Genomic DNA, 26720 nt, shown 5'->3' with positions numbered 1-26720 from the left:
CCGAGACGGGACAGGTGCCGCGACGATGGTGGGATCGACCAGTTCGTCACGCGCCAGGCACCGGGCTCGCATCCATTCCGCGGCACAAGGCGTTGGCCGAGGACTAGCCATCGTGCGGATCTCGGACCTACATCATTCTCATGCTCACCCCCGACCAGGCGCAGGAGCGCGCTACTGATATCGTCCGTCGCGCCCGCGCGGCCGGAGCCGACGCCGCCGATGCGGTGTTCGCCGCCAACGCCTCGAGCGAGGTGTCGGTGCGACTCGGCGCGCTCGAGGACGTCGGCCGCTCGGAGGGTGCTGACCTCGGCCTGCGCGTCTTCGTCGGGCAACGCTCGGCGAGCGTCTCCACCTCCGACGTTTCGCCCGAGTCGCTCGACATGATGGTCGAGCGCGCGGTGGCGATGGCGCGCGAGGCGCCCGAGGACCGCTGGGCCGGGCTTGCGCCCGAGTCGCGGCTCCTGCACGGCGCCGCGCCGCTGCTCGACCTCGCCGATCGCGACGAACCCGATCCCGCCGCGCTGCGCGACGCCGCCGCGCGCGCGGAAGCGGCGGCGCGCGCGGTCGACGGGGTCACCAACAGCGAGGGCGCGGGGGCGGCCTGGGGCCGGAGCGTCTGGGCGCTTGCGACCAGCCACGGCTTCGCCGGCGCGTATGAGGCGACCAGCCACACGCTCTCCGCCAGCGTGATCGCGGGAACCGGCGGCGCGATGCAGCGCGACTATGGCTTCCACGCCACCCGCCACCACGCGCATCTCGACGCGCCCGAGGCGATCGGCACGCTCGCGGGCGAGCGCGCCACGGCGCGGGTCGGCGCCGGGCGCGCGCCGAGCGGCGCGATGCCGCTGGTGTTCGACCCGCGCGTCGGCGCCAGCCTGCTCAGCCATCTCAGCGGCGCCATCTCGGGCAGCGCGGTGACGCGGCGCACCAGCTTCCTGCTCGACTCGCTCGGCACCGCGATCCTGCCGGCGGGCATCAACGTGATCGACGACCCGCACCGCCCCCACGGATTGCGTTCGCGCCCGTTCGACGGGGAGGGGCTGCCGGTCTCGCCCGTGGCCATCGTCAGCGACGGGATGCTCGAGACCTGGCTGCTCGACAGTGCCTCGGCACGCCAGCTCGGGCTCGAGCCGACCGGCCACGCCTCGCGCGGCATCGCCGGCGCGCCCGGAGTCACGACGAGCAACCTCTACATGGAGGCGGGCCACGTGCCGGTGGAGACGCTGATCGAGGACATCGTCGAGGGGATCTACGTCACCGAGCTGATCGGCCAGGGCGTCAATCCGGTGACCGGCGACTACAGCCGCGGCGCCGCGGGCTTCCTGATCGAGCGCGGCGAGCTCACCCGGCCCGTGATTGAGTTCACCATCGCGGGCAACCTGAAGGACATGTTGCGCGCGCTGACGCCGGCGAACGATCTCGTCTTCCGTCACGGCGTCAACGTGCCGACGCTGCGCATCGAGGGCATGACGGTGGCGGGTGGCTGACGCCGCGCTGGCCGACGCGGTGGCGGCGATCGCGCGCGAGGCAGGGCAGATGGCGTTCGCGCGCTGGCGCACCGACTTCGCGCGCTGGGAGAAGGCGCCCGGCAGCCCGGTGTGCGAGGTCGACATCGATGTCGACCGCATGCTCCACGCGCGGCTGAGCGCGCTGCTGCCCGACGCCGGATGGCTTTCCGAGGAGACCGCCGACCGCCCGGACCGGCTCGCGCGCGAGCGCGTCTGGGTGGTCGACCCGATCGACGGCACGCGGGACTATATCCGCGGGCGCGCCGGCTGGTGCGTCTCGGTCGCGCTGATCGAGCACGGTCGACCGGTGATCGGCGTGCTCGACGCGCCCGCGCGCGGCGAGGTCTGGCGCGCGCGCGCCGGCGCTGGCGCAACCGTGGCGCGCGAGGACGGCAAACGCTTCGATCTCGCGGCAGGTGACCGGCATGACTTCGAGGGTGCGCGCGTGCCGGTGGACGCGCTGCCCAAGACCGATCGCACCTTGGTCGCGGTGGAGAAGCCGAACTCGATTGCGCTGCGGATCGCGATGGTGGCGAGCGACCGGGCCGATCTCGTCGCGACGCTGCGCTGGGGCAATGAGTGGGACATCGCCGCGGCGGTGCTGGTGGCGAGCGAGGCCGGCGCGACGGTGAGCGACGCGCTCGGCGCGCCGATCCTGTTCAACAAGCCCGACCCGCGCGCCTATGGCGTGCTGGTGACCGCGCCGGGCATCCACGCCGCTTCGGTGAAGCATCTCGCCGGGCGCGCGCGGGCGGTGATCGGATAGCGGCGTTGGGTGGTCAACGATGCTTGGATTTCTCCCTTATGACCGTCATCCGGCACCTGGTCGGGGATCCACCGCGCCGCTCACTCAGGCCATGTTGATCTAGGGGTGCCGTAGATCCGGGACCAAGTCCGGGATGAAGGTAAGGGGGCGGAGAGTCGCGCCTCTCCCTCGTTCATCGCCGCTGGTCGCGGCGGTGCATCGGGCGCCAGCGCACCGCCGCGCAGATCACGGTCGGCCAGAACAGGGTGTTGATCACGTCGGGGATCGTGTCCCACCAGCGCCACGAGTGATAGTGGAGCCGGTCGAGGACCTCGTTGCCGAGCTCCGCCAGCGCCACCACCGACAGCGGCACGAAGGTGCCGAGCGAGCGCCGCGTCACCAGTCGCGCCAGCATCAGCACCGCCATCCCGGCGTGGATGTGCAGCACCGTGTCGGTGGTGCCGGTGCCGTCACCGATCCAGTGGATGACGCGCGCGTACAGCGCGGGTACGTCGATCATCGCGCGCGTCCGTCGGAGGCCGTGCTCAGCCCTGCTTCTGGCATGCGACGATCGCGGTCACGACGCTGATCGTCTCCTGCGGGTCGCGCACGCGGACGCAGTCCACACCCGCCTCATGCGCCGGATAATCGTTGCCGCCCGGGAAAATCGCGTCGCCGATAAACAGCATCTCGCCGAGCTGGATGCCGCTCTCCGCCGCCAGCTTGCGCAGGCCATACCCCTTGTCGACGCCTTCGCGGGTAATATCGATCGAGGTGGCGCCGCCCATGTTGATCGCCAGCCCCGGCAACCGCTGACGCAGGTCGGCCTGGATCACCTTGCGCTTGGCAAAATCGGGATCCCAGGTCTCTTTCGCCTCGAGCGGGGCCTGCTGGCCGAGCGCGGAGAAGGTGATCTGGCTGCCGCGATCCTCGATGCGCTCGCCCCAGGTCTGCTCGGGGACGAAGCCGGTCGCCTCGAGCGACTGGCCGAACGCGTCGATGATCTTCTGCTTCTCGGCGTCGTCGAACAGCTCGGCGTAAACCGTCTTCCATTCGCCGTCGCGGTGGACGTACAGCTTGGTGCCGGTGGTCGGCATCAGCCACAGCCGGTCGCGGTCGGCGCGGTCGGGCAGGCGGCTCGCCACCTGCTTCTCGAACTGCGGCCAGTCGCCCCCCGAGATCACCGCGACGTCGGCCACCGTCAGCAAGTCCGCCAACGTCTCGCCCATGTCGTCCTTGAGCGCCTGTTTGCTGAGCGCGAGGGTGCCGTCGAGATCGAAGGCGACGAGCTTCTTCATTCAGTGTCTCCGCGGCAGAACAATCGTTTCGATGGCGTGCGCTACGCCATCCTGGTCGTTCGCGCGAGTCACCTCGTGCGCCGCCTGTTTCACCGCCTCGGGTGCGTTGCCCATCGCGATCGGCAGGCCGGCACGCCGCAGCATCGGCAGGTCGTTGGCCTGGTCGCCGATCGCGGCGGTATCCTCCAGCGCGATGCCAAGCGCCTGGCTGAGCGCAGCAATACCGTCGCCCTTGTTGGCGCCCTTGGCGGTGACGTCGAGATAATAGACCTGCGACTGCGCCACCGTGGCACGATCGCCGATCGCGGTGTGGACGCGCGCGTAGAGCGCGTGGAGCATCGCCTCATCGTCGCTGACGAACGTGAGCTTGTCGGCGCGGTCGAGCAACGCGCCGAGATCCTCCGCCACCACGGGCTCCTGTGCCGAGCTGCGCCGCTCGCTGGTCGTGTGCGCACCGTCGGGATCGGTGGCGTACCAGCGGTCGTCGGCGAACAGCCAGGTGTCGACCTCGAACTCGGCGGCGATCATCAACGCCTCCCGCGCCACATCGACGGGAAGCGTTTCGTGGTGAACGATCGTGCCGTCGCGACGAAAGACGATGCCGCCGTTAAACGCGGCGACGTCGCCGTCGAAGCCGAGCTGGTCGAGCAACGGACGAATGCCCGACATCGGCCGCGCGCTGATCAGCGTGAAGGCGACGCCCTCGTCCTGCAGATGCTTCACCGCGGCGATCGTCGCCGCGGTGAGCTGCTTCTCCTTGTCGACGAGCGTACCGTCGACGTCGGACACCAGCAGTCGGATCGGCATTACTGCGGCATCTCGACGTGGCCGCCGAAGCCGAAGCGCATCGCCGACAGCGCCTTCTCGCCGAACGTATGCTCGACCCGGCTTCGATAGCGCGCGAACAAGGCGGTGGTGAGGACGTTCACCGGCACCGCTTCCTCCATCGCCGCCTCGATCGTCCACTGGCCCTCGCCGGAGTCGGCGACGTTGCCGCTGAACTTCTCGAGGTGCGGGTCGCTCGCGAGCGCCTGCGCGGTGAGGTCGAGCAGCCAGGACGAGATCACGCTGCCGCGCCGCCACACCTCGGCGATGTCCGCGAGGTTGAGGTCGTAGCGCTCGTCCTCTGCCAGCTTCTCCGAGGCCTTGCCCTTGAGCACGTCGAAGCCCTCGGCATAGGCCTGCATCAGGCCGTACTCGATGCCATTGTGGATCATCTTGACGAAATGCCCCGCGCCCGCTGGGCCGGCATGGATGTAGCCGTGCTCGGCGCGGTCATCGATCCCCTCGGCGCGGCCACGCGTGCGCTCGATCGTGCCCGCGCCCGGCGCGAGTGCGGAGAAGACGGGGTCGAGGTCGCGCACGACCTGGTCGGGGCCGCCGATCATCATGCAATAGCCGCGCTCCAGCCCCCAGACGCCGCCCGAGGTGCCGACGTCGACGTAATGGACATTCTTCTCGGCGAGTGCCTTGGCGCGGCGGATATCATCCTTGTAGAAGCTGTTGCCGCCGTCGATCACGACCTCGCCCGCGCTTGCGCTGCCCGCGATCTGCTCGATCACGCCATCGGTGATCGCGCCGTGCGGCAACATCACCCACCAGATCGCGGCGGCGCCGCTTTCCTGGCAGCGCGCGCGCGCCTCGTCGAGCGAGCCGACGGCGATCGCGCCTGCCTCGGCGAGCTTGGCGACCGCGTCCGTGTCGCGGTCATAGGCGACGATCTCATGCCCCGCCTGCATCAGGCGACGCGCCATGTTGCCGCCCATTCGGCCGAGGCCGATCATCACCAGTCGCATTCTGCTACCCTCCTCGCTCGCCGCTGAATCGCGCGGCACGGCCGCTAGGTTCCGCGCCGCAGCATGTCCTCCTCCCGCTAGAATAAGAGGACATGCGTGCGGCACCCCGCATCCTGCTCCTATTCGGCACCCGACCCGAGGCAATCAAGATGGCACCGGTGGTCGCGGCCCTGCGCCGTCATCCGGCGTTGACCGTGCGGGTCGCGGTGACCGGCCAGCACCGCGCACTGCTCGATCAGGCGCTCGCCGCGCTGGAGCTGGTGCCCGACGTGGATCTCGACCTGATGCGTGCGGGGCAGCCGCATCGCGCGCTGCTCGGCGGGCTGATCGACTCGGTTGCGGCGCTGCTCGAGGCGGAGCGACCGGTGCGGCTGGTGGTGCAGGGCGACACCTCGAGCGCCTGGGCGGGAGCGATGGCGGCCAACCTGTGCGGCGTGCCCGTCGCGCATGTCGAGGCGGGGCTGCGCAGCGGCGACCTCGCCGCGCCGCGCCCGGAGGAGGGCTGGCGCAGGGCGATCACCGCGGTGGCGGACTGTCACTTCGCGCCCACCGCCACGGCCGCCGCCGCGCTCGCCGCCGAGAACGTGCCGCCGGACGCGATCCACGTCACCGGCAACAGCGGGATCGACTCGCTTCTCGCCATGGCCGCCCGCGTCGCCGCCGTGCCGTCGCTCGGGGCGGCGGTGGCATCGTTCGCCGCCGCGGCGGACGCGCGCCGGATCGTCACCGTGACGGTGCATCGCCGCGAAAAGGACCGGGCCGCGATGGCGAGGGTGGCGCAGGCGGTATGCGTCCTCGCGCGGCGCGATGATGTCGCGGTGGCCCTGCCCACGCATCCGGCGCCGCAGGCGCTCGCGCTGGCGCGACAGCTGGCGCGCGAGCCAAGAGTGACGGTGCTGCCGTCGCTCGACTATCCGGCGATGGTACGACTGCTCGGCATGAGCCACCTGCTGCTCACCGACTCGGGCGGGCTGCAGGAAGAGGCGCCCGCGCTCGACCTGCCCGTGCTGGTGCTGCGCGACACGACCGAGCGGCCCGAGGGGATCGCCTCGGGTTGCGCCAGCCTCGTCGGGACCGACCCGGCGCGCATCGTCGCGGCGGCGACGCGGCTGCTCGATCACCCGGTCGCGCACGCGGCGATGGCGCGCGCGCGCAACCCCTATGGCGACGGCTGCGCCGGCGAGCGTATCGCGGCGATCCTCGCGCGGCTGCACGCGGACCACCCCCGCGACTAACCCCGATGCGCCCGCCGCCACGGCCGCCCCAAGCATTTCTGCGCTTGCCGCGCGCCCCCCCGGCGTCGCACATCGAACGCGATGACGCCGGGACATGCGATGGGGGTACGCGCGACGTGGACTGGCTGAGCACGCTCGCGGGCTTCCTGGTGGGCGCGATCGTCGGATTGACCGGCGTGGGCGGCGGATCGCTGATGTCGCCGGTGCTGATCCTGCTGTTCGGGGTGGCGCCCGCCACCGCGGTCGGCACCGACCTGTGGTTCGCCGCGATCACCAAGCTGGTCGGCGGCGCGGTGCATCACCGCCGCGACAATGCCGACTGGACAGTGGTGCGCCGGCTCTGCCTCGGCAGCCTGCCGGCGGTGGCGCTCACCCTGTGGTGGCTGTGGAGCCACCACGAGCGCGCCGAGAGCGGCGGTCTGATCGTGCGCGTGCTCGGCGCGACCTTGGTGATCTCGGCGCTGCTCACGCCCTTTCGCGCCGCGCTGGCACGCCGCTTCGCGCGGCGCGAGGGCGCGCGGACCGAGGCGCTGCTGCGCTTCCAGCCGGCGCTGACGGTAGCGGCCGGGGCGCTTCTGGGCACGCTGATCACGCTGACCTCGGTGGGCGCGGGTGCACTCGGGGCGACGCTGCTGCTGCTGCTCTATCCCTTCCGGCTGACCGCCAAGAGGCTGGTGGGGACGGACATCCTCCACGCCGTCCCGGTCGCGCTGCTCGGCGGGATCGGCCACGCGCTGATCGGCAACATCGACCTGCACCTGCTCGGCGCGTTGCTGCTCGGCTCGATCCCCGGCGTAATCCTGGGCGCGCGGCTGACCGACCGGCTGCCCGAGCGTGTCGTCACGCCGCTGCTCGCGGTGGTGTTGCTGATCGTGGGCGTGCGGCTGCTGGCCTGAGCCGCGCCCACGCACCCCGCGGCGACGCGCGCGATCCTCAGCGCGCCAGCCGGATCTCGAACAGCGTCGGCCAGCGCTTGCCGGTGACGAACAGGCGGCGCTTGGCGGCGTCCCAGGCGATGCCGTTGGCGACCGCCTCGGGGTCGCGCGCGCCGACCTCGGCGACGATCGCGCGGAGGTCGATCACTTGGGTGATGCGCCCGCTCGCCGGATCGATCCGCACGATCATCGGCTGGTGCCAGACGTTGGCGAGGATCGTGCCGTCGACCCACTCGAGCTCGTTGAGTTGGTCGACCGGCTGACCCATGTAGGTCACCTTGAGCGTCCGCTTGACCGCCAGCGTGACCGGATCGTGGAAGGTCAGATTGGCGCTGCCGTCGGAGCGGATCAGCGCGGTGCGATCGCTCGTCAGCCCCCAGCCCTCGCCGCTGTAGCGCGCGGTGCCGAGCGGCCGCAGCGTCGCCGCCGCCCAGCGGTGCGCGATCCCGTCGTGCCAGGTGAGGCTGACGAGCTGGTCCTTCCACGCCGCCAATCCCTCGCCGAACTGCGCCGGCGGGATGACGGCGCGCGTCACCGCCTTGCCGGTGGCAAGCTCGACACGGCGGACGTCGGAACGGCCTTCGAGCCCGACGCTCTCGTAAAGCGCGGCGCCATGCCAGATCAGTCCCTCGGTGAAGGCGTCGCGGTCATGCGGGAAGCGCGCGACGACGGTCGGGACCACCACCGGCGGTCGGGCGTCGGTGGCGACGGGTGCCGCCTGGGGCGCGGCCGGCGCCGGAGCGGCGAGCGGGAGGAGCAGCGCCAGGAGCGCGGGGACGGGCCGGCGGGTCATGGCCGCAGCGGTACGCGCGCGCCTCGCGGCGAGCAACCGCGCGTGCGCCTTACGTCACCTCGCCCGAGCAGAGGAACCTTTGCAGCGCGTTCGGTACCGCGCGAAATTCGGCTGTTCTCCGCGCTCGCAAGACTTTCGCGTAGCTGGTCTAAGGCCGTCATCCCGGCCCCTGAGCCGGGATCCATGATGCCGCGGCGAACAATGGCCGAGGCGTATGCGGCGCGGTGAATCCAGGCTAAGGACCGGGATAACGAGGTGGCATCGCAGAAGTCCGGCCGACGTGGGCGCCTTCGGGCCACCACGCGCGCGGGGCCACGAGGGAAAGCGTGCTAAAGTCTCGCTCAGTCGCCCTTGCCGGGCTCGGGCGAGAAGAATTTGTCGAACTTGCCGTCCTGACCCTTGAACGAATCGGCGTCGGGTGGGGTCTGGTCGAGCTTGCGCGTGACGTTGGGCCACTGCGCCGAGAAGGTGTTGTTGAGCTCGAGCCACTGCTCCAGCCCGCTCTCGGTGTCGGGCAGGATCGCCTCGGCCGGGCATTCCGGCTCGCAGACGCCACAGTCGATACACTCGGACGGGTTGATGACGAGCATGTTCTCGCCCTCGTAGAAACAGTCGACCGGGCAGACTTCCACGCAGTCCATGTACTTGCAGCGGATGCACGCGTCGGTGACGACGTAGGTCATGATCGGGATTTCCTCGCTTCTCGCGCGCCGCTTTTGCGCCGCATCACGCCCGCGTCAACGCTCCAGCGCGGGTTGCGAGCCGTTCTCGCCGCCGCCGGTGACCAGTTCCTGGTAGCAAGCCTGCGCCTCGGGCGCGGGTCCGCGCCGCCCCGGCAGTGCTTCGACGCGCAGCACGCGCACCCTGCCGGCGTGGAAGAAGGTGAGGATATTGCCGACCCGCACAGGGGCGTGCGCGCGGTCGATCGCGCGCCCGTCGATGCGCAGCCGGCCGTCGCACGCCAGCGCCTGCGCGACGTCGCGCGTCTTGGCGAGGCGGGTGAACCACAAATAGCGGTCGAGCCGCATCGCCTCGGCGCCGCTCACCGCCGCACCAGCTCGGCAAGTGCGGCGAAGGCGTTGTCGGGCGTGGGCCGCGATTCGCGCGCGCGGGCACGGCCGCGCCAGACGTACAGCGGTGGCCCCTCGGCGCTGACAGACGCGGGGCGGAAGCCAAGCTCAGCCATCAACCGCGCGATCGTCGCCGACTCGAGCCCGATCGACACCGCCAGGGCCGGATCGGGCGCGAACGGCGCGCGGCCGTCCGCGGCGCGCGCGTCGTGCGCGGCGCGCGCCACTCGCTCGACCAGGTCGATCCGCACCGCCTGCGCGCCGAGCGGGCGATAGCCCATCAGCGGCACCGCGCCCGTGCTGCCGCGCGGCAGCGTCGTCGCGCCGACGCGCGGCAGCGGGGGGGGCGACGTCCCCGCCGCGGCGAGCAGCGCGCGGCGCCACGCCTGTGCGCCAGGCTTGAGCAGCCGCGCGTCGAACAGGTCGAGCGCGCCGATCGTCACGCCCTGGCGTCGCAGCCAGTGGCGATCGCCCGCGCTGAGCGAATCGATCGCGGCACGCAGCGGCAGCCGCTCGGTGAACCCCGCGCCGCTCTCCAGCGCCGCCGCGACGCTGCGCAGTGCCGGGCTCGCCGCGGGCGCCCGCGCCGCCTCCGCCGCCGCCGCGACGCTGCGCAACACCCGGCCGATCGCCGCCGTCAGCCACGCGCGCAACCGCGCCATGATCGAGTCGCGCACGGCGGGATCGAGGCAATCGAGCGCCGCGTCGAGCGCGAGCTGCGGCCGCGCCAGCGATGCGCCGCGCTTGAGCCGCGCCACCGCCAGCCCGTCCGCCAGGATCACGCAGTCGTCGTCGAGCGCGAAGCCGGCGTCGTCGCGCGCCACCAGCGCGTCGGCGCGTCGACGGCGCTCGGCGCCAAGCCGCTTCTCCGCGGTGGCGAGCAGCAGGCGCTTGTCCGAAGCGGTGGCGTCGGGCGCGACGACGAAGCGAAAGCCCTCGAGCCGCCCGATCGCGTGCGTGTCGATCGTCACCTCGCCCTCGGCGTCGATCTCCACCGGCAGCGCGCCGACGCCGCTGCCGATCTTCTTCGCCAGGGCCGTGGTGCGCTTGTCGACGAAGCGCTGCGTCAGCTTTTCGTGGAGCGCATCGGACAGCCGCTCCTCCACCGCCAGCGTCCGCGCCGCCCAGTGCTGCGGGTCAGCCAGCCAATCGGGCCGCTGCGCGATATAGGCCCAGCTGCGGATCGCTGCGATCCGCCCCGCGATCGTCTCGACATCGCCCTCGATGCGGTCGAGCCTAGCCACCTCGTCGGCGAACCATTGGTGCGGCACGTAGCCTTGCGCGAGATAGCCGAACACGCGCCCGACGAAGCGCGCGTGCGGGTCGATGCCCAGCTTGGCGAAATCGGGGATGCCGCACGCCGCCCACAGCCGCGCGACATTGCCGCGCGCGCGGTCGCGCACCCCGACCTCGTCGGCGAGCCGCTTGAGCACGCGCAGGTCGGTCGCCTCGGGCGCGGCGCGCAGCCGCTCGTGCTCGGGGCGGCGCGCGAGCGAGGCGAGCAGGGCGTCGATCGAGGCGAGGTCGGGCGTGCCGTCGCGCCAGTAGAGCCAGTCGAGCCGCGGGAAGCGATGCGCCTCGATCGCCGCCACTTCCTCGGGCTCGAACGCCTCCGGCCCTTCCTCGGTCAGCCCGCCGAATGTGCCGTCGCGCTGGTGGCGCCCGGCGCGGCCGGCGATCTGCGCCATCTCGGCGACGGTGAGGCGGCGGCGCTGCTGACCGTCGAACTTGGACAGGCCGGCGAAGGCGACGTGGCCGACGTCGAGGTTGAGCCCCATGCCGATCGCGTCGGTCGCGACGAGATAGTCGACCTCGCCCGCCTGGAACATCGCCACCTGCGCGTTGCGCGTGCGGGGGCTGAGCGCCCCCATCACCACCGCGGCGCCACCGCGCAGCCGCCGCAGCATCTCGGCGGTGGCATAGACCTCCTCGGCGGAGAAGGTGACGATCGCGGAGCGCCGCGGCAGCCGCGACAGCTTCTTCGCGCCGGCGTAGCTCAGCGTCGAGAAGCGCGGCCGCTCGACGATCTCGGCCTCGGGCACCAAAGCGCGCAGCACCGGGCGGAGCGCCTCCGAGCCGAGGATCATCGTCTCCTCGCGCCCGCGCGCGCGCAGCAGGCGATCGGTGAAGACATGGCCGCGCTCGCGGTCGGCGCCGAGCTGCGCCTCGTCGAGCGCGACGAAGGCGACCTCGCGCTCCAGCGGCAGGCTCTCCGCGGTGCACAGGAACCAGCGCGCGTCCTTGGGGACGATCCGCTCCTCGCCGGTGATCAGCGCGACCCGCTCCGGCCCCTTGATCGCGACCACGCGGTCGTAGACCTCCCGCGCCAGCAGCCGCAGCGGGAAGCCGATCATGCCGCTGGCATGCGCACACATCCGCTCGATCGCGAGATGCGTCTTGCCGGTGTTGGTCGGACCCAGCACCGCGATCACGCGCGAGCCGTCGTGCGGGCGAGGGATGAGCGACATGACCCAGACTACATCGGGTCTGTGTTGACCGGATGCAATCGCGCTCAGTCTCCGGCGCGGCCCGCCGCCGGACACCACCGGCCCGCCGCAGCGATCGCCGCGGCGGGGTGCGGTTAATTTGACTTTAGCACCTCTTCTCCACAACGCTCGCACCCAAGCGCCGGGGGGTAGGTTCGGCGCGTGACGGAAGGCGGCGGCCGACGTGTTCTTGCGCGACGATCAGGGGATGGAGCTGGCGGGCGCCGGCGGGCGCGGCAGCGGTCGCGCGTTCGGACGCCAGCTGGTGCCGCTCGCCGAGCGCGGCGCGCTCGATCGCGCCCGAGTCGCGCTGGCCCGCGCCGACTGGGTCCCCGACCTCGGCCAAGACATCGGCAGCCGCACCTGGTGGCGCGGCCTCGCCACCTGCGCGGCGCTGTGCTGGGGGGCGTGGCAGCTCAACCCCGGACTCCCCGCGATCACCGGTGACGTCGCCGCGCCGGGCGACCGCGCCAGCCTCGAGGAGGCGCGTACCCAGGGGGTCGCGCCGCTCGCGCTCGGTGCCACCACCGGGCGGCGCATGGCGGCGACCGCGCTGGTGCGCCCGCTCGCCGAGACGCCCGAGCGCCCGCAGATCGAGCTCAGCGCCGCGCTCGCCGACGGCGACACGCTGCGCACCGCCTTGCAGCGCGCCGGCATCGGCGGCGGCGAGGCGGGACGGATCGCGGGGCTGGTCGGCGACGCGGTGGCGCTCGACTCGCTCAAGCCGGGCACGGTGCTGGCGCTGACGCTCGGCCGCCGCCCGACCAAGTTCCAGCCGCGCCCGCTCGAGCGGCTCGCCTTCCGCGCCGCCTTCGACCTCAAGCTGGTGGTGCAGCGCGCCGGCGAGGGGCTGGTGCTCGATCGCCAGTCGATCGCGATCGATCGCACCCCGCTCCACGTCACTGGCACGGTGGGCGCCGGACTCTACCGCTCGGCGCGCGCCGCGGGCGTTCCCGCGCGCGTGGTCGAGACCTATATCAAGGCGATCGCGGCGCAGCTGCCGATCGGCCAGCTCGGCAGTGACGACCGCTTCGACATCGTCGCCGACCAAGCGCGCGCCGCCACCGGCGAGGTCGAGATCGGCCAGCTGCAATATGCCGGCCTGGCACACGGCCGCCGGCAGCTGCGGCTGGTGCGCTGGGGCGACAAGGACGGCGAGGGCGGACAGATGCTGGACCCCTCGGGCACGATCGAGCACCGCGGCGCGATGGGGATGCCGGTGGCGGGGCGGATCACCTCCACCTTCGGGATGCGGATGCACCCGCTGCTCGGCTTCATGCGGATGCACAAGGGCACCGACATCGGCGCGCCCTACGGCAGTCCGATCTACGCTGCGATGGACGGGGTGGTGCAGTTCGCCGGGCGCGCCGGCGGCTACGGCAATTTCATCAAGCTGGCGCACGGCGCCGGCCTCGTGACCGGCTACGGCCATATGAGCCGCTTCGGCGTCGGCCAGGGGGCGCGGGTGCGGCGCGGACAGGTGATCGGCTATGTCGGCTCGACCGGCATCTCGACCGGGCCGCACCTGCACTGGGAAGTCTGGAAGAACGGCCAGCCGGTCAACCCGCGCACCTTGTCGCTGTCGAGCGTGCAGACGCTGCCTGCCGAAACGATCCGCGCGTTGCGTGCCAAGATCGCGCGGCTGATCGGATAGACGAGCTCAGCCGGTCGCGCTGCGCCCCGCGATCGCGCGCGCGTCGGTGACGGTGGCGGTGCCGGTATCGTCCAGCGTGATCAGCCAGGCGGACTGGTCGTCGCAGGTGGCGACCCAGGCGGCCTTGCCCGCGACCGGGTCGGTCGGCACCGAACGGTCGACCTGCTGGCACGAGCGGCCCGCGTCACGGATCGCGCGGAACAGCGCAACGTTGCGTTCCTTCTCGTTGAGCGCCTGCATCTTCGCGACATAGTCGCCGCGCGGCGTCGCCGCGGCGGCCTGGTTGGCGGTCTCGCCGCCACCGCAGCCGGCGAGCGCGAGCAGGACGGGGAGGGCGAGCGGGAAGAGCGGGCGCGGGGTCATGGCGGCACGCTAGCAGATCGCGGCGCGATGGCGCCAGTCTGGGGCGTTCTCCGCCGCGGCCGCCTGGCGGCGCCATATACAAGTAGCTGAGGTCACGATACCAATGAGGTGGGTTCGTAGGAGTAAGTGATGCGTACACCGCGGTGGGTGGGCGCGCTCGCGCTGGCAGGGATGCTGGCGGGGTGCGGCGGCGGCGATGATCGTGCCAGCGGGGGCGTCACGGGCGGCGGATCGGCTGCGGTGGGCGGCGGCACCGGCAGTACCGGAAGCACCGGCGGCTGCACGCTGCGCGCACGGCAGGACTGGGCGTTCTCGATCCTCAACGAATGGTACCGCTATCCCGAGCTGCTCGCGGGCAACGTCAACCCGGCCAGCTACAGCACGCTCGACGACTATGTCGACGCGCTCACCGCCCCGGCGCGCGCGCAGAATCGCGATCGCCATTTCACCTATGTCACTTCGGCGTCGGCCGACGCGGCCTATTATGCCTCGGGCAAGACCGCCGGGATCGGCGTTCGGCTCGCGCTGACCGCGAGCAACCGGCTGTTCGTTCGCGAGGCGTTCGAGAACACGCCCGCGTTTGCCGCCGGCATCGATCGCGGCACCGAGATCCTCGCGGTCGGGACCTCGACCGCCAACCTGCGCGACGTCAGCGACATCATCGCCAAGAACGATTATGACGCGCTCAACGCGCCGTTCGATGACACGACGCCTGGCAGCGCGCGCGTGTTGCGCGTCAGCGACGCCGCCGGAACACGGGTGGTGACGCTTACGACCGCCAATTACTCGCTGGCTCCGGTATCGTCGCGCTACGGCGTCAAGGTGCTCGACTCGGGTGGTCGCAAGGTCGGCTACATCAACCTGCGCACCTTCATCTCCAGCGCCGACGACGAGCTGCGCAGCGCCTTCGCCACCTTCCGCGCGCAGGGGGTGGCCGATCTGGTGATCGACCTGCGCTACAATGGCGGCGGACTGCTCGCCACCGCCGAGACCTTCACCGACCTGCTCGGTGGAGGCCGTTCGACCTCGGACGTGCAGGCGTACACCAGCTATCGCCTGTCAAAATCCAGCCAGGACCGCATCCGCTACTTTCGGCAGGAGGCGCAGGCGATCGCGCCCACGCGCATCGCCTTCATCGGCACCGGTGCGACCGCCTCGGCGAGCGAATATGTCATCAACGCGCTGATCCCCTACCTCCACGCCAATGTCGCGCTCATCGGCAGCAACACCTATGGCAAGCCGGTCGGCCAGATTCCGTTCGACAATCCGTCATGCACCGACGACCGGCTGCTCGCGGTTTCGCTCGCGCTGCAGAATTCGGCTCGGCAGGGCGACTATTTCAACGGCCTCGCCACCAAGGTCGAAGCGAGCTGCCAGGCGGATGACGACGTTTCCCACGCGCTCGGCGACCCCGCCGAACTCTCGCTGCGCACCGCGCTCGACTATATCGCCGGGCGGAGCTGCACCCCGATCGGCACGAGCGCGAGTGCGAGCCGCTCGACGCAGCTGTTCGCGCCGGCCAACCGGCCGCTGACCGTACCGCACCCGAACGCAGCGCAGCGCGACCAGCCCGGCCTGTTCTGATCCTCGGGGCGGCTCAGTCCTTCGGCGCGGCAAGCTTGGCCTTGAGCCCGGCGAGCGCGCCGAAGGGTCCGGCCTCCTCCTCGCTCAGCACGCCCGCCACGCGCAGCACCGCCTCGGCGCGCGGGCTGCGCGGGAACGGATCGAGCGCGAGCGCCATCGTCTCCGCCGCGACCTCGCCAAGGTCCACGCCCCCGCCCTCGAGCTCGACCGTATCGATCGAGTCGCCGCCGAGCTCGATCTCGTCGTCGCCACCGGCGCTCGGCGCGACGAAGCGCAGCGCGACGGGCTCGTCGATCGTCGCGGGCAGCGGGTCACCCGTGACCGAACAGGCCTGCACCACGTCCGCGCGCACGGTGCCGCTCACCAGCACACCAGCGGGATCGCGCCGCACCGCGAACGCGCCGGCGAGCCGCTCGACCGCGACCAGGTCGAAGCGACGCGCCAGCGCGGCGCGCTCGTCGGCGTCGGCCGCGATCGTCACCGCGCGATCCTCGCCGCCGATCGTGTCGAGCCGCTCCACGCGGGAGAATTCCGTCGTCACACCCATCGTCCTTCCATCAATTCACTCACGCTCAGCGGGTCGAGGTCACGGCGCAGTGCCTTGAGCTCGGCGCGCACGTGCGCCAGCGCGGCGGCGTCGGGCGTCGCGCCGCGATAGAGGTTGCGCACCAGCGCGGCGTCGAGCACGAGGTCGTCCGGAGCGGCCAGTCCCTCGCGATAGACGCCGAGTCGTCCGCCCAGCATGCCCATCATCTTACCGACATGCTTGCCCACGACCATGTCGCCGAAGCCGATCTGGCGCACCTGCGCGTCCATGTCGTCGACGAACCGCTCGGTGAGCCGCACCGAAGCGTCGGTACCGTCGGGCGTCTGCTCGAGCCGCAGCAGCACCATCGCCAGCACCGCGGCGACCATGTCGAAGCGACCGTCGAGCGTGTCTGGCACCGCGCCGTCGAGATACCAGTGCGGCCGGCGCGCGCGCGCCACCACCGCGTCGTACAGCGGCAACGCCTCGTTGCGCGGTCCGCGCCCGCGCAGCCACCCACTCAACCAACCCACCTGTAGCTCTTCCTCTCGACCGATCGGCGCGGCGCTTGTCTCGCCCCGCGCGGCGGCATATTGAGGCGCGAGGCCGCAATGTCCACGCGCGCGTGCCGCGCGGGCAAGCAGCTACGTTTCCGCGGAGTATCGATGCGCCCCCTTCTTCCTCTCGCTTTGGCTGCCGGCGTCCTCGCCGCCGGGTGCACGCCGCTGCGCTCGCACCAGGGCTATATCGTCGACGCCGATCTGGTGAACTCGATCCAGCCCGGGGTCGACAATCGCCAGTCGGTGCTGGCCACGCTCGGTACGCCCAGCTTCGCGAGCCAGTTTAACCAAGGCGACTGGTATTATGTGTCGCGCGACAGCCGCAACCTGGCGTTCACTCCGCCCAAACCGCGCGACCAGCTGACGATGCAGATCAGCTTCGACCAAGCCGGCAACGTCACCACGGTGCGCAAGTCGGGGATCGACCAGGTCGTCTCGCTCAAGCCGGACGGCAAGACGACCCCGACGCTGGGCCGCAAGCGCGGCTTCTTCCAGGACCTGTTCGGCAACATCGGCACGGTCGGCGCGGCGGGCGCGGGCGGTGGCGGTGGCCCGGGGGGCGGCAGCACAGGACCGTGATCTCGCCGTCGCGGGCTGCGCTCATGTAATCCTGCGCCGCGACGGTCGATTGACCCACCTACAAGACTCGGGTGTCTAGCGAGCCTACGAGCCTGTCACTCCTCACCCGCGGTTCGGCCGCGTCGCTACTAACGCCGCGACGCGGCCAGTACCGGCTTGGGGTCGGCACCGGTCCCGAAAGGGGGAAAGGGACCGCGGCGGCTAACGCGCGCGCTGGCGCTTTGTTCGCGACGGTTAACGCTTTCTCGCGAGCGTTGCCGATTGGCCACAGGTCAGCAGAAAAATCTGACGTAGATCATGTGTCAGCGACGGGACGGCGGCCGTGACCGGGCTCGATCTGCTCGACCGTGGCGGCATTGAGGCGACGCTGTTCGCCGCGGTCGTGCTCTTCGTCCTAGGCTTGGACGACCTGATACTCGATCTGATCGCGGCGGTGACACGACGCGCCGACTCGGAGATCCGAACCGGCTTGTCGTCGCCGCGCCTCCGCTTCGCGGTGTTCATTCCCGCCTGGCGCGAGGAGCAGGTGATCGGCGCGATGCTCCGCGCGACGCTCGAACGCTACGACCATTCCGCCTATCGCCTCTACGTCGGCTGCTATCCGAACGATCCCGCCACCGCCGCGGCCGTGCGCGCGGTCGACGATCCGCGAGTCCGGCTGGTAGTGGGCGACCATGATGGCCCCACTACCAAGGCCGACTGCCTCAACCAGCTGTGGCAGGCCCTCACCGCCGAGCCTGCGTCGCGGCCCGACGCGGTGGTGCTGCACGACGCCGAGGACATGGTCCACCCGCTCGAGCTGCGCACGGCCGAGCAGGCGCTGCGTGGCGCGGGGCTCATTCAGCTGCCGGTGCTGCCGCTGATCGATCCGGCGCAGCGCTGGGTTACCGGCCACTACGCCGACGAGTTCGCCGAGACGCACGCGCGCGACCTCGTGGCGCGCGCCGCGCTCGGTGCCTCGCTGCCGCTCGCCGGGGTGGGTTGTGCGATCCGCTACGACGCTTTGGAGCGGCTCGCCGGCGCCACCGGCCTGCCGTTCGCGGCGGACAGCCTGACCGAAGACTATGAGCTGGGGCTCCGCGCAGCCTCGCTCGGCATGGCGGTGCGCTTCGTGCGCCAGCGTGACGCGGACGGTGGACTGATCGCGACGCGCGCCTACTTTCCCGACACGCTGACGCATGCGGTGCGGCAGAAGGCGCGCTGGATCGGCGGGATCGCGCTCACCGGCTGGGACCGTACCGGATGGGGCGCGTCGCGCCTGGCCGAACGCTGGATGCGCTGGCGCGACCGCCGCGCGCCGCTCGCCGCCGCCGCGGTGGCGACGGCTTATGCCGCGGCGGTGCTCGCGACGATCAGCATGCTCGGCCACCACTGGCGCGGCGAGTCGCCGCCGGCGACAGGCCACGGCCTTCGTACGCTCGTCGCGGTCAACGGGATCCTGCTCGGCTGGCGGCTGATCGCACGCGCTCGACATACGACCGCGGCTTATGGTTGGCGCGAGGGACTGCGCGCGCTGCCGCGGATCGTGGTCGCCAATACGGTGCTGATGCTGTCGACGTGGCGCGCGCTGCGGCTCCACGTCGCCGCCCTGTGCGGCACGCCACTGCGGTGGGACAAGACCGCGCACCGCTTCCCGGACCTGCCATGACACGGGGCGGCGCGCTGCGTTGCTGGGGGCTGCTGCTCGCACTATGGATGGGCGCGCGCGGGGCGTGGCTGTGGCGCGAGAGCGTGTTGTGGCGGCCCTCGGCGGTGACGGTGACATCGACCGCCGGCCGTCCGCACGTCGCATCATCCCTCTCCTACCGGCGAGCAGCCGCGACCGCTCGCGTAGAGCCCCGGCGGTCGATGCCCGCCTCCGGCAATCGGTCCGACCATGTCTCTCCGTTGCGGCCGCTCGCCTTGCACCGACCCGTGCATCCACCGGTGCTGATCGCCGCGGTGGCGAGTGCGGCGGAACAAGTGCCGGCCCCGCTCTCCGGCGCTGTCGTCGCAGAGCAGCCGGCTTCGGCCGAGCCGATCATGCAGCAGATCGGGGACGTCGCGCTCCACGCCTCCGCCGGACCGTCCCCGCGCTGGTCGCAGACCGGTTGGCTGCTGCTCCGCAGCGGTGCGACGACGAGCACCGCCGCGCCCCAACTCGGCGGCGCACAGCTGGGCGTTCGAGTCGCCCGGGCGCTCGATGACAAGGGGCGACTCGCGGTCTCGCTGCGGCTGGTGTCGGCGCTCCAGGCGCGCGAGCGCGAGGCGGTCGCGGCGGTCGAGTGGCACCCGCCGGCGGTGCCGCTCCGCCTGCTGGCCGAGCGCCGCGTCGGCGTGGCGGGGCTGCGCGGCGGCTGGGGTCTCGGCGCCAGCAGCGGGGTCAGCGACCGGGCGCTGAGCCACGGGGCGCGGCTCGACGGCTATCTCCAAGCCGGCGTGATCGAGCGGCGCGGCGGCTACGCCGACGGCGCGGTAAGTGTCGAGCATTCCGTGACGAAGCGCGGCGGCGCCACGCTGCGGCTGGGCATCGGTGCTTGGGGCGCGGCGCAGCGCGGTGCCGAGCGGCTCGACGTCGGCCCGACCGCAACGCTGCGGCTCGGGCGCGCTCGCGCGACGCTGGCGTGGCGCGCTCGGATCGCCGGTGACGCGCGGCCGGGCTCGGGCGCGGCGCTGACGATCGGCATCGATCATTGAAGTCAGCGGATCGCGCGGTGGCATCGGCGCGTCGAACCGGCTAGCGGCTGGGAGCGTCATGGACATCTACCTGCCGATCGCGAATCTGTCGGTGAACGCGCTCGTGATGGTCGCGCTCGGCGCGGGCGTCGGGTTGCTCTCGGGCATGTTCGGCGTCGGCGGGGGCTTTCTCACTACCCCGCTGCTGATCGTCTACGGCATCCCGCCCACGGTCGCCGCCGCCTCCGCCGCGACGCAGGTGACCGGCGCGAGCGTCTCGGGGGTGTTCGCGCACTTTCGCCGCAACGGCGTCGACACGCGCATGGGCACGGTGCTGGTGATCGGCGGCGTCCTCGGCTCGCTGTTCGGCGCCTGGCTGTTCCGGCTGCTCCAGCGCTGGGGACAGATCGATACGACGATCGCGATCACCTATGTGCTGCTGCTCGGCTCGATCGGGCTGCTGATGCTGCGCGAGGCGGTGAGCGCGATCCTGGTGGCGCGCGGGCGCCGCGCCGCGCCGCCGCGCCGCCGGCGTCACCATCCGCTGGTCGCGGCGCTGCCCTTCCGCATGCGCTTCTACGCCTCGGGGCTGTACATCTCCCCACTGGCGCCGCTGCTGCTCGGCTTCTTCACCGGCATCCTGACGATCCTGCTCGGAGTCGGCGGCGGCTTCGTACTGGTGCCGGCGATGATCTACCTGCTCGGCATGGCGACCTCAGTGGTGGTCGGCACCAGCCTGTTCCAGATCCTGTTCGTCACCGCGGCGGCGACGATGGTCCACGCCACCACGACTCGCGCGGTCGACATCGTTCTCGCCGCCTTGCTGCTGGTCGGCTCGGTGGTCGGCGCGCAAGTCGGCGCGCGGTTCGCCGCGCGCGCCCGGCCCGAATATCTGCGCCTCGCGCTGGCGGTGATGGTGCTGCTGGTGGCGGGACGGATCGCGCTCGGGCTCGGCTGGCGCCCCGACGAGATCTACGCGGTGGAGCTGTCGTGAGGCGCGCCGCCTGGGCGCTGGTGCTCGCCGCCCCGCTGCTCACCGCGCAGAGCAAGCCGGTGCTCGTCCCCGACGTGTCGCAACGCGACATCGAGATCGCGTACAGCTTCACCGGCGCCGAGCTGCTGCTGTTCGGCGCGATCCTCTACCCCGGGGGCCGCGTGCCCGCGGGCGAGCGCCCCGCCGACATCGTCATCGTGGTGAAAGGGCCGACCCAGTCGATCACCATTCGCGAAAAGGAGAAAGTTGCGGGCATCTGGGTCAACGCGGGGCGGCTGCGCTACCGCTCGGCGCCGTCCTTCTACGCGCTGGCGTCGTCGCGCCCGCTCGGCCGGCTGGTCGACGCGCGCACCCGCGCGATCTACGAGCTCGGGCTCGACAGCCTCCAGCTCTCGCCCGCCTCCGCCGCGCCGACCGAGGTGCAGGACCGCTTCACCCGCGGTCTGGTGGAGCAGCGCCGTCGCGCCGGTCTGTTCTACGAGGCGCCGGGCGCGGTCGAGATCACCGACGGCGTGCTCTACCGCGCGCGAGTCGCGATTCCGGCGCGCGTGCCAGTGGGGCGCTTCACCGCCGAGACCTTTCTGATCCGCGATGGCCGCGTGCTCGCCGCCGCGGTGCGCGACATCGATATTCGTAAGTCGGGCTTCGAGCGCTTCGTCGCCGCGGCGGCGCAGCGTCACGAGATTCTCTACGGCCTGGCGGCGGTGGCGCTGTCGGTGCTGCTCGGCTGGGCCGCGGGGCGCTTCGCGCAGCGCGGCTGAGGCGCGCCTCCATCCTATCTTTACGAAGCCGCCGTAACGCTGACCTCCGCGGAATCGCAGGGAAAAGCAGCTTCGTATGAACGATATCGTCGGCCAGGGCGAGTTTCGCGCGGCGCTCGCCGCCGCCTTCCCGGACGCGCCGCTGGCGGCGCCGGCGCCCGCCGGTCCGGCACCGCTCGGCTATGTGCTCGAGATCGCGGGCGGGCAGGGCGAGCTGGTGCTCGACTCGCCCTCGCTCGCCGCGCTCGCAGGCCATCCCGATCCGCTGGTCGCCAGCGCCGGTCAGGTCGGCGGCCAGCTCAAGGTGCGCGCCGGCGCAATGTGGCTGGTGGCGACCGTGCGGACGGTGCGGCTGGGACGCGGCCAGGCCGACCAGGTGATCGCCGCGATCGACTTCATCGGCGAGGGCGAGATCGAGCGGCTGACCGGCCACCTCCACCATTTCCGCCGCGGCGTCACCGCCTTCCCGCTGCCGGGCGCCGAGGTGTTCGCGGTGACCGGGGCCGACCTCGAGCAGGTCCACGCCGCCTCGGGCCGCGCCGCGATCGCGATCGGCACCGTCCACCCGACCCGCGATGTGCGCGCCTCGCTCTACGTCGACGCGCTGCTCGGCAAACATTTCGCGCTGCTCGGCTCGACCGGCACCGGCAAGTCGACCGCCGCGGCGCTGATCCTTCACCGCCTGTGTCAGCTCGCACCGCAGGCGCATGTGGTGATGATCGATCCCCATGGTGAGTACGGCGCCGCCTTCGCGGACGAGGGCGCGCTGTTCGACGTCTCCAACCTGCAGATGCCTTATTGGCTGATGAACTTCGAGGAGCATTGCGAGGTGCTGCTGACCAGCGCCGGTCCGGAGCGTCAGGTCGACGCCGACATCCTCGCCAAATGCCTGCTCGCGGCGCGCGGCAAGAGTCGGCTGGGTCAGGAGATCGCTCGTCTCACCGTCGATGCGCCGATCCCCTATCTGCTCAGCGACCTCGCCCAGATCCTGCAGCAGGAAATGGGCAAGATGGACCGCGCCGGCGACACCTCGCCCTATCTGCGGCTCAAGAACAAGCTCGACGAGCTCAAGGCCGACCCGCGCTACGGCTTCATGTTCTCAGGACTATTGGTGGCAGACACGATGGCGGCATTCGTCCAGCGCATCTTCCGCTTCTGCGGCGACGGCAAGCCGATCTCGATCATCGACGTCTCGGGCGTGCCGAGCGAGATCACCGCGGTGGTGGTGGCGGTGCTCAGCCGCATGGTGTTCGACTTCGCGATCTGGTCGAGAGCCGAGCCGCAGCGCCCGATCCTCCTGGTCTGTGAGGAGGCGCATCGCTACGTCCCCGCCGGGCGCGAGGAGCGCACCGCCGTCGGTCGCATCCTCGGCCGTATCGCCAAGGAGGGGCGCAAGTACGGCGTCTCGCTGGGGCTGGTGACGCAGCGTCCGTCCGACCTCGCGGAAGGCGTGCTCTCGCAATGCGGCACGATCATCTCGATGCGGCTCAACAACGAACGCGATCAGGCGTTCGTCCGCGCCGCCATGCCGGAGGGTGCGCGCGGATTCCTCGACGCGTTGCCCGCGCTGCGCAATCGCGAGGCGATCGTGTGCGGCGAGGGCGTGGCGATCCCGATCCGGGTCGCCTTCGACACGCTCGAAGAGGGCAAGCGGCCCGCCTCCGACGATCCGATCTTCTCGGAGCTGTGGCGCGAGGGCGGTGGCGAGGAGCAGATCGTCACGCGCACGATCCAGCGCTGGCGCGGCCAGGGGCGGTAAGCGTCGGGGCGGGGACAGCCGCGTCATCTCACCGGCGGGGATCTCCGCTGGTGCGGCGTCCGGATCGGGCGTACCACCGTCGCCATGGAGAGATGGCTCGCGCTCATGCTGGCCAGCATCGCCCTGCCCGCGTCGGCGCAGGCGGGGGCGCCCTCGCCTGCGCCGACAGCCGCGCTCGGGGTCGTCCCCGTAACCCTGCCCGACGACCTGCCTGCCGACGCCGGCGACGCGCTCGACTTCCTCACCGCCGAGGATCGAATGACCGTGCCGGTCGAGATCGCCGGCGCGGGGCCCTTCCCCTTCATCATTGACACCGGCGCGCAGCGCAGCGTGATCTCGCGCCAGCTCGCCGCGCATCTCGGCCTCGCCGCGGGGCGCCGCGTGCGCGTCGTCGCGATGGCTGGGACGAGCGACGTCGATACCGCCATCCTTCCCTCGATTTCGGTGAGTCCGAAGCCGGTCGCGCGAGTCGGCGGCGAGCGCATCGAGGCGCCGATGTTCGAGGCGCGCCACCTCGGCGCGCCGGGCATGCTCGGCATCGACACGTTGCAGGGACAGGCGCTGACGATCGACTTCGACGCGCAGCGGATGCAGGTCACGCCGTCGAGCAAGCGCGAGCGGCTCAAGCGCGAGCCCGGCGAGATCGTGATCCAGGCGCGCAGCCTGTTCGGCCAGCTCGTCGTCACCAACGCGACGGTCGCGGGCCGTCGCGTGCGCGTCGTGCTCGATACCGGCACCAGCGTCAGCCTCGGCAATCTCGCGCTCCGCCGTCTGCTCTCCGGCCGGCGCGGCGAGACCACGGTGCTGACCAGCGTGCTCGGGGTACAGATTGCCGCCGATTATGCGATGCTGCCTGAGATGACGCTGGGACCGGCGAAGATCCGCGCGCTCCCGATCGCCTTCGCCGATGCCGCGCCCTTTCGCGTCTTCGGCATCGACGACAAGCCGGCGCTGATGCTTGGCATGGACGCGCTCCGACTGTTCCGCCGCGTCCACATCGATTTCGCCAATCGCGAGCTGCGCCTCCTCCTGCCGCGCGACCTGCGCCGCAGCGGCTGAGCCCCGTTGCGCGCCGCCCGCTTCGCTGCGAGGCTGGCGGCGGACGAACGAGGGAGGATCGATGCGCGGGATCGGGATGGCGGCGGTGCTCGCCGGGCTGTTGGCGGGGACGACGGCGGGGAGCGGCGCGGCGGCGCAGGCACGGCCGGACGAGAAAGCCTTCTTCGATCTATATCGCGAAATGGTCGAGACCAACACGGTGGTCAACGTCGGCAGTTGCACCCAGGCGGCCGAGCAGGTCGCGACCCGACTCAAGCGCGCCGGCTATGCCGACTCCGACGTGACGCTCTTTTCTACCCCGGAGCACCCGAAGGACGGCGGCGTCGTCGCGGTGCTGCGCGGCAGCGACGCGGCGCTCAAGCCGATGCTGCTGCTCGGCCACCTCGACGTGGTCGAGGCCAAGCGTGCCGACTGGCAGCGCGACCCGTTCAAGCTCGTCGAGGAGGGCGGCTATTATTACGCGCGCGGCGCCGTCGACGACAAGGCGATGGCGGCGATCTGGGCCGACGCGATGGTACGGTTCCGCCAGCAGAGCTATCGACCGAAGCGCACGATCAAGCTGGCGCTGACCTGCGGCGAGGAGACCACCTTCGCCTTCAACGGCGCGCAATGGCTGGCGCAGCACCGCCCCGAGCTGGTCGCGGCCGAGTTCGCGCTCAACGAGGGCGGCGGCGGGCGGCTCGACGCGCAGGGCAAGCGCCAGCTGCTGGCGGTGCAGGTCGGCGAGAAGGCGGCGCAGAACTTCACCTTCCTGGCGACCAACCCGGGCGGGCACAGCTCCACGCCCGTCCCGGAGAACGCGATCTACGAGCTCGCCGACGCGATCAAGGCGGTGCAGAATTACGAGTTCCCGGTGCGGTTCACCGACACGACGCGCGCCTATTTCACCGCCACCGCACAGCGCGTCGGCGGCGAGCAGGCGGTGGCGATCACGCGGCTGCTCGCCAACCCGCAGGACCGCGCCGCCGACGCGATCGTCAGCCGCGACAAGGTGATGCACTCGACGCTGCGCACCACCTGCGTGACGACGCTGCTGAATGGGGGCCATGCCGAGAACGCGCTGCCGCAGCGCGCCACCGCCAACGTCAACTGCCGCATCTTTCCGGGCGAGACGGTCGACGGCACGCTCGCCAGGCTGCGCGCGCTGGCGGGTAGCAAGGTGACGGTCACTGCCAACCAGCCGATCCGCCCCACCGCGGTGCCGCCGACGCTCGACCCGAAGATCATCGGCCCGATGGAGGCATTGGCGAAGAAGCATTTTCCCGGCGTGCCGCTGCTGCCGACGATGTCGACAGGGGCGACCGACGGGGTGTTCCTCGAGGCGATTGGTATCCCGGTCTACGGCGTGCCGGGGACCTTCCTCGATCCCGATTTCAACGGCGTGCACGGGTTGGACGAGCGGATCCGGGTGGAGTCGCTCTATGCCGCGCGCGACTATCTGTACGATCTCGCCAAGGCGTATGCGGGCTGAGGGCGCGAAGAGCACGCCCCTTCTCGCACAACATCGGCACCCCCGCGAAGGCCGGGCTCCAGGTGGGAAGGCAGTAGTGAGACCCACAACCGTTCCGTAGCTGGACCCCGGCTTTCGCCGGAATGACGATCGTGTCGGAGCCTGTAAGGGCCCGATCAGCGAGGCGCGGTGACGCTCATCCCATTACTCGCGAACGCGACGACGCTCAGCGGAAGAAGACGTGGTTGCCGATCGAGGCGACGCGCTGGCCGGCGGCGCGGCCGGTGCTGCGGTGGTGGAAGTAGAGCGCGTTCGACGCGTCGGTCTCCCACGCGTCCTTCATCGCGACCTTGGCCACCGCCATTGCGGTGCGCCAGTCGTCGTTCGACGGCGCCGCCGGCATCACGCCGCCGCGCACGAAGGAGAACTGACCTTTCTGGGTGATGACGTCGCACACGCTGCCGCCGAAGCGGCGCGACTTGGTGCGGTTGAGGATCACCTCGGCGACTGCGAGCTGCCCGCTCAGCGGTTCACCGCGCGACTCGAAATAGATCGCGCCGGCGAGGCAGCGCATGTCCTCGTCGGTGTTCGAGGGGATCGACTGGTCCGCGACCGCGGCGGCGAGGGTGGGATAAGCGACCTGATCGTCCGCCTGCTCGGCAGCGGCCTGATCGAGGATCTGGTCAGCGCTGTCAGGCGCTGGCGCCGCCGTCGCGGGAACCGCGTCGGTGACGGCGAGCTGGCTCGCGGTGACCCCCGGGAGCGTCGGCACTTCGGCGGCGAGGCCGGGCGCGCTCTGCAGGGCTAGCGAGACGATCGAGGCAGTGAACGCTGCGAAAGCGGCAGCGCGGGAACCTAAAGGCATTCCACGTCTTGTTTGTGCGGTGGGTACGCGGAAACGGTCGCTGAA

Annotated in this window: 26 protein-coding genes; 14 read left to right on the top strand and 12 right to left on the bottom strand. The window is 71.4% G+C overall.

The window, feature by feature from the left end; genetic code table 11:
• Window positions 1-140: 140 nt before the first annotated feature.
• Both QBJ89_RS06175 and QBJ89_RS06170 read left to right on the top strand, forming a co-directional pair.
• Window positions 141-1487 carry a TldD/PmbA family protein gene (locus QBJ89_RS06175; RefSeq protein ID WP_277979646.1) on the top strand — a complete coding sequence of 449 codons (1347 nt, stop codon included), beginning with the start codon at window positions 141-143 and terminating at the stop codon, window positions 1485-1487.
• Complete coding sequence (locus QBJ89_RS06170) at window positions 1480-2274, top strand: 3'(2'),5'-bisphosphate nucleotidase CysQ (RefSeq protein WP_277979645.1); 795 nt, start codon at window positions 1480-1482, stop codon at window positions 2272-2274. The genes QBJ89_RS06175 and QBJ89_RS06170 overlap by 8 nt, the downstream gene beginning before the upstream one ends.
• 172 nt (window positions 2275-2446) lie before the next feature.
• On the opposite strand, the gene QBJ89_RS06165 is transcribed toward QBJ89_RS06170, so the two are convergent.
• The 4 genes from QBJ89_RS06165 to gnd are packed head-to-tail and all read right to left on the bottom strand — an operon-like array spanning window position 2447 to window position 5347.
• Window positions 2447-2773 carry a hypothetical protein gene (locus QBJ89_RS06165; protein ID WP_277979644.1) on the bottom strand — a complete coding sequence of 109 codons (327 nt, stop codon included), beginning with the start codon at window positions 2771-2773 and terminating at the stop codon, window positions 2447-2449.
• 25 nt (window positions 2774-2798) lie between these two features.
• Window positions 2799-3551, bottom strand: a complete 753-nt coding sequence (locus QBJ89_RS06160) for an HAD-IIB family hydrolase (protein WP_277979643.1) — start codon at window positions 3549-3551, stop codon at window positions 2799-2801.
• Window positions 3552-4358: a Cof-type HAD-IIB family hydrolase gene (locus tag QBJ89_RS06155; RefSeq protein WP_277979642.1), complete on the bottom strand. Its 807-nt coding sequence runs from the start codon at window positions 4356-4358 to the stop codon at window positions 3552-3554. It abuts the gene before it with no gap.
• Window positions 4358-5347: a phosphogluconate dehydrogenase (NAD(+)-dependent, decarboxylating) gene (gene gnd / locus QBJ89_RS06150; protein ID WP_277979641.1), complete on the bottom strand. Its 990-nt coding sequence runs from the start codon at window positions 5345-5347 to the stop codon at window positions 4358-4360. Before gnd ends, QBJ89_RS06155 begins: the two co-directional genes overlap by 1 nt.
• Before the next feature lie 92 nt (window positions 5348-5439).
• Between gnd and wecB the strand changes: the two genes are divergently transcribed.
• Window positions 5440-6582 (top strand): non-hydrolyzing UDP-N-acetylglucosamine 2-epimerase, encoded by a 1143-nt coding sequence (wecB, locus tag QBJ89_RS06145; RefSeq protein ID WP_277979640.1) that lies wholly within the window; start codon window positions 5440-5442, stop codon window positions 6580-6582.
• Window positions 6583-6698: 116 nt separating this feature from the next.
• Complete coding sequence (locus QBJ89_RS06140; protein ID WP_277979639.1) at window positions 6699-7478, top strand: sulfite exporter TauE/SafE family protein; 780 nt, start codon at window positions 6699-6701, stop codon at window positions 7476-7478.
• A 37-nt stretch (window positions 7479-7515) separates the two neighbouring features.
• On the opposite strand, the gene QBJ89_RS06135 is transcribed toward QBJ89_RS06140, so the two are convergent.
• The 4 genes from QBJ89_RS06135 to QBJ89_RS06120 all read right to left on the bottom strand — a co-directional run bounded on the left by QBJ89_RS06135 (window position 7516) and on the right by QBJ89_RS06120 (window position 11848).
• The gene (locus QBJ89_RS06135; RefSeq protein WP_277979638.1) at window positions 7516-8310 is read right to left on the bottom strand and encodes a glutaminyl-peptide cyclotransferase; all 795 of its coding nucleotides are present in this window, start codon (window positions 8308-8310) and stop codon (window positions 7516-7518) included.
• 341 nt (window positions 8311-8651) lie between these two features.
• Entirely contained in the window at window positions 8652-8993 is a 342-nt protein-coding gene (gene fdxA / locus QBJ89_RS06130) for a ferredoxin FdxA (RefSeq protein ID WP_183922656.1), read from the bottom strand.
• 54 nt (window positions 8994-9047) lie between these two features.
• Complete coding sequence (locus QBJ89_RS06125; protein WP_183922985.1) at window positions 9048-9338, bottom strand: RNA-binding S4 domain-containing protein; 291 nt, start codon at window positions 9336-9338, stop codon at window positions 9048-9050.
• A gap of 14 nt (window positions 9339-9352) precedes the next feature.
• Window positions 9353-11848: a helicase-related protein gene (locus QBJ89_RS06120; protein WP_277979637.1), complete on the bottom strand. Its 2496-nt coding sequence runs from the start codon at window positions 11846-11848 to the stop codon at window positions 9353-9355.
• A 202-nt stretch (window positions 11849-12050) separates the two neighbouring features.
• On the opposite strand from QBJ89_RS06120, the gene QBJ89_RS06115 reads away from it, so the two are divergent.
• Complete coding sequence (locus tag QBJ89_RS06115; protein WP_277979636.1) at window positions 12051-13520, top strand: M23 family metallopeptidase; 1470 nt, start codon at window positions 12051-12053, stop codon at window positions 13518-13520.
• A 6-nt stretch (window positions 13521-13526) separates the two neighbouring features.
• Here QBJ89_RS06115 and QBJ89_RS06110 read toward each other — a convergent pair whose 3' ends face one another.
• Window positions 13527-13883, bottom strand: coding sequence for a hypothetical protein (locus tag QBJ89_RS06110; RefSeq protein WP_277979635.1), 357 nt, complete (start codon window positions 13881-13883; stop codon window positions 13527-13529).
• 129 nt (window positions 13884-14012) lie between these two features.
• Here QBJ89_RS06110 and QBJ89_RS06105 point away from each other — a divergent pair, with 129 nt between their 5' ends.
• Entirely contained in the window at window positions 14013-15467 is a 1455-nt protein-coding gene (locus QBJ89_RS06105; RefSeq protein ID WP_277979634.1) for a S41 family peptidase, read from the top strand.
• Between the two features lie 13 nt (window positions 15468-15480).
• Here the strand turns inward: QBJ89_RS06105 and QBJ89_RS06100 are convergent, their stop codons facing one another.
• Together QBJ89_RS06100 and QBJ89_RS06095 are read right to left on the bottom strand one after the other, a co-directional pair.
• Entirely contained in the window at window positions 15481-16014 is a 534-nt protein-coding gene (locus tag QBJ89_RS06100; RefSeq protein ID WP_277979633.1) for a YceD family protein, read from the bottom strand.
• The gene (locus tag QBJ89_RS06095; RefSeq protein ID WP_277979632.1) at window positions 16005-16526 is read right to left on the bottom strand and encodes a ubiquinol-cytochrome C chaperone family protein; all 522 of its coding nucleotides are present in this window, start codon (window positions 16524-16526) and stop codon (window positions 16005-16007) included. The genes QBJ89_RS06100 and QBJ89_RS06095 overlap by 10 nt, the downstream gene beginning before the upstream one ends.
• A 132-nt stretch (window positions 16527-16658) precedes the next feature.
• On the opposite strand from QBJ89_RS06095, the gene QBJ89_RS06090 reads away from it, so the two are divergent.
• From QBJ89_RS06090 to QBJ89_RS06055, 8 genes are all read left to right on the top strand, one after another.
• Entirely contained in the window at window positions 16659-17132 is a 474-nt protein-coding gene (locus QBJ89_RS06090; RefSeq protein ID WP_219749826.1) for an outer membrane protein assembly factor BamE, read from the top strand.
• 322 nt (window positions 17133-17454) lie between these two features.
• Complete coding sequence (locus tag QBJ89_RS06085) at window positions 17455-18780, top strand: glycosyl transferase family protein (RefSeq protein ID WP_277979631.1); 1326 nt, start codon at window positions 17455-17457, stop codon at window positions 18778-18780.
• Window positions 18781-19046: 266 nt separating this feature from the next.
• On the top strand, window positions 19047-19808 hold the full coding sequence (locus QBJ89_RS06080) for a hypothetical protein (protein WP_277979630.1): 762 nt from the start codon (window positions 19047-19049) through the stop codon (window positions 19806-19808).
• A 58-nt stretch (window positions 19809-19866) separates the two neighbouring features.
• Window positions 19867-20781: a sulfite exporter TauE/SafE family protein gene (locus QBJ89_RS06075; RefSeq protein ID WP_277979629.1), complete on the top strand. Its 915-nt coding sequence runs from the start codon at window positions 19867-19869 to the stop codon at window positions 20779-20781.
• Window positions 20778-21542: a TIGR02186 family protein gene (locus tag QBJ89_RS06070; RefSeq protein ID WP_277979628.1), complete on the top strand. Its 765-nt coding sequence runs from the start codon at window positions 20778-20780 to the stop codon at window positions 21540-21542. The genes QBJ89_RS06075 and QBJ89_RS06070 overlap by 4 nt, the downstream gene beginning before the upstream one ends.
• A gap of 76 nt (window positions 21543-21618) precedes the next feature.
• The gene (locus QBJ89_RS06065) at window positions 21619-23301 is read left to right on the top strand and encodes an ATP-binding protein (protein ID WP_277979627.1); all 1683 of its coding nucleotides are present in this window, start codon (window positions 21619-21621) and stop codon (window positions 23299-23301) included.
• 105 nt (window positions 23302-23406) lie between these two features.
• Window positions 23407-24360, top strand: a complete 954-nt coding sequence (locus QBJ89_RS06060) for an aspartyl protease family protein (RefSeq protein ID WP_277979626.1) — start codon at window positions 23407-23409, stop codon at window positions 24358-24360.
• A 76-nt stretch (window positions 24361-24436) separates the two neighbouring features.
• Complete coding sequence (locus QBJ89_RS06055; RefSeq protein WP_431522516.1) at window positions 24437-25831, top strand: M20/M25/M40 family metallo-hydrolase; 1395 nt, start codon at window positions 24437-24439, stop codon at window positions 25829-25831.
• A gap of 205 nt (window positions 25832-26036) precedes the next feature.
• Here the strand turns inward: QBJ89_RS06055 and QBJ89_RS06050 are convergent, their stop codons facing one another.
• The gene (locus QBJ89_RS06050; protein WP_277979624.1) at window positions 26037-26675 is read right to left on the bottom strand and encodes a cell wall hydrolase; all 639 of its coding nucleotides are present in this window, start codon (window positions 26673-26675) and stop codon (window positions 26037-26039) included.
• Window positions 26676-26720: the final 45 nt, after the last annotated feature.

The organism is Sphingomonas phyllosphaerae, from assembly GCF_029623345.1.
GTDB classification, from domain to species: domain Bacteria; phylum Pseudomonadota; class Alphaproteobacteria; order Sphingomonadales; family Sphingomonadaceae; genus Sphingomonas; species Sphingomonas phyllosphaerae_C.
This window is presented reverse-complemented; position numbering and strand designations above follow the sequence as displayed.

Bases quoted from the DNA above. Each gene is read 5' to 3' on its own strand.
- QBJ89_RS06175 (WP_277979646.1), top strand. From the start codon at position 141: ATGCTCACCCCCGACCAGGCGCAGGAGCGCGCTACTGATATCGTCCGT.
- QBJ89_RS06165 (WP_277979644.1), bottom strand. From the start codon at position 2,773: ATGATCGACGTACCCGCGCTGTACGCGCGCGTCATCCACTGGATCGGT.
- QBJ89_RS06160 (WP_277979643.1), bottom strand. From the start codon at position 3,551: ATGAAGAAGCTCGTCGCCTTCGATCTCGACGGCACCCTCGCGCTCAGC.
- QBJ89_RS06155 (WP_277979642.1), bottom strand. From the start codon at position 4,358: ATGCCGATCCGACTGCTGGTGTCCGACGTCGACGGTACGCTCGTCGAC.
- gnd (WP_277979641.1), bottom strand. From the start codon at position 5,347: ATGCGACTGGTGATGATCGGCCTCGGCCGAATGGGCGGCAACATGGCG.
- wecB (WP_277979640.1), top strand. From the start codon at position 5,440: ATGCGTGCGGCACCCCGCATCCTGCTCCTATTCGGCACCCGACCCGAG.
- QBJ89_RS06135 (WP_277979638.1), bottom strand. From the start codon at position 8,310: ATGACCCGCCGGCCCGTCCCCGCGCTCCTGGCGCTGCTCCTCCCGCTC.
- fdxA (WP_183922656.1), bottom strand. From the start codon at position 8,993: ATGACCTACGTCGTCACCGACGCGTGCATCCGCTGCAAGTACATGGAC.
- QBJ89_RS06125 (WP_183922985.1), bottom strand. From the start codon at position 9,338: ATGCGGCTCGACCGCTATTTGTGGTTCACCCGCCTCGCCAAGACGCGC.
- QBJ89_RS06120 (WP_277979637.1), bottom strand. From the start codon at position 11,848: ATGTCGCTCATCCCTCGCCCGCACGACGGCTCGCGCGTGATCGCGGTG.
- QBJ89_RS06110 (WP_277979635.1), bottom strand. From the start codon at position 13,883: ATGACCCCGCGCCCGCTCTTCCCGCTCGCCCTCCCCGTCCTGCTCGCG.
- QBJ89_RS06105 (WP_277979634.1), top strand. From the start codon at position 14,013: ATGCGTACACCGCGGTGGGTGGGCGCGCTCGCGCTGGCAGGGATGCTG.
- QBJ89_RS06100 (WP_277979633.1), bottom strand. From the start codon at position 16,014: ATGGGTGTGACGACGGAATTCTCCCGCGTGGAGCGGCTCGACACGATC.
- QBJ89_RS06090 (WP_219749826.1), top strand. From the start codon at position 16,659: ATGCGCCCCCTTCTTCCTCTCGCTTTGGCTGCCGGCGTCCTCGCCGCC.
- QBJ89_RS06075 (WP_277979629.1), top strand. From the start codon at position 19,867: ATGGACATCTACCTGCCGATCGCGAATCTGTCGGTGAACGCGCTCGTG.
- QBJ89_RS06065 (WP_277979627.1), top strand. From the start codon at position 21,619: ATGAACGATATCGTCGGCCAGGGCGAGTTTCGCGCGGCGCTCGCCGCC.
- QBJ89_RS06060 (WP_277979626.1), top strand. From the start codon at position 23,407: ATGCTGGCCAGCATCGCCCTGCCCGCGTCGGCGCAGGCGGGGGCGCCC.
- QBJ89_RS06055 (WP_431522516.1), top strand. From the start codon at position 24,437: ATGGCGGCGGTGCTCGCCGGGCTGTTGGCGGGGACGACGGCGGGGAGC.
- QBJ89_RS06050 (WP_277979624.1), bottom strand. From the start codon at position 26,675: ATGCCTTTAGGTTCCCGCGCTGCCGCTTTCGCAGCGTTCACTGCCTCG.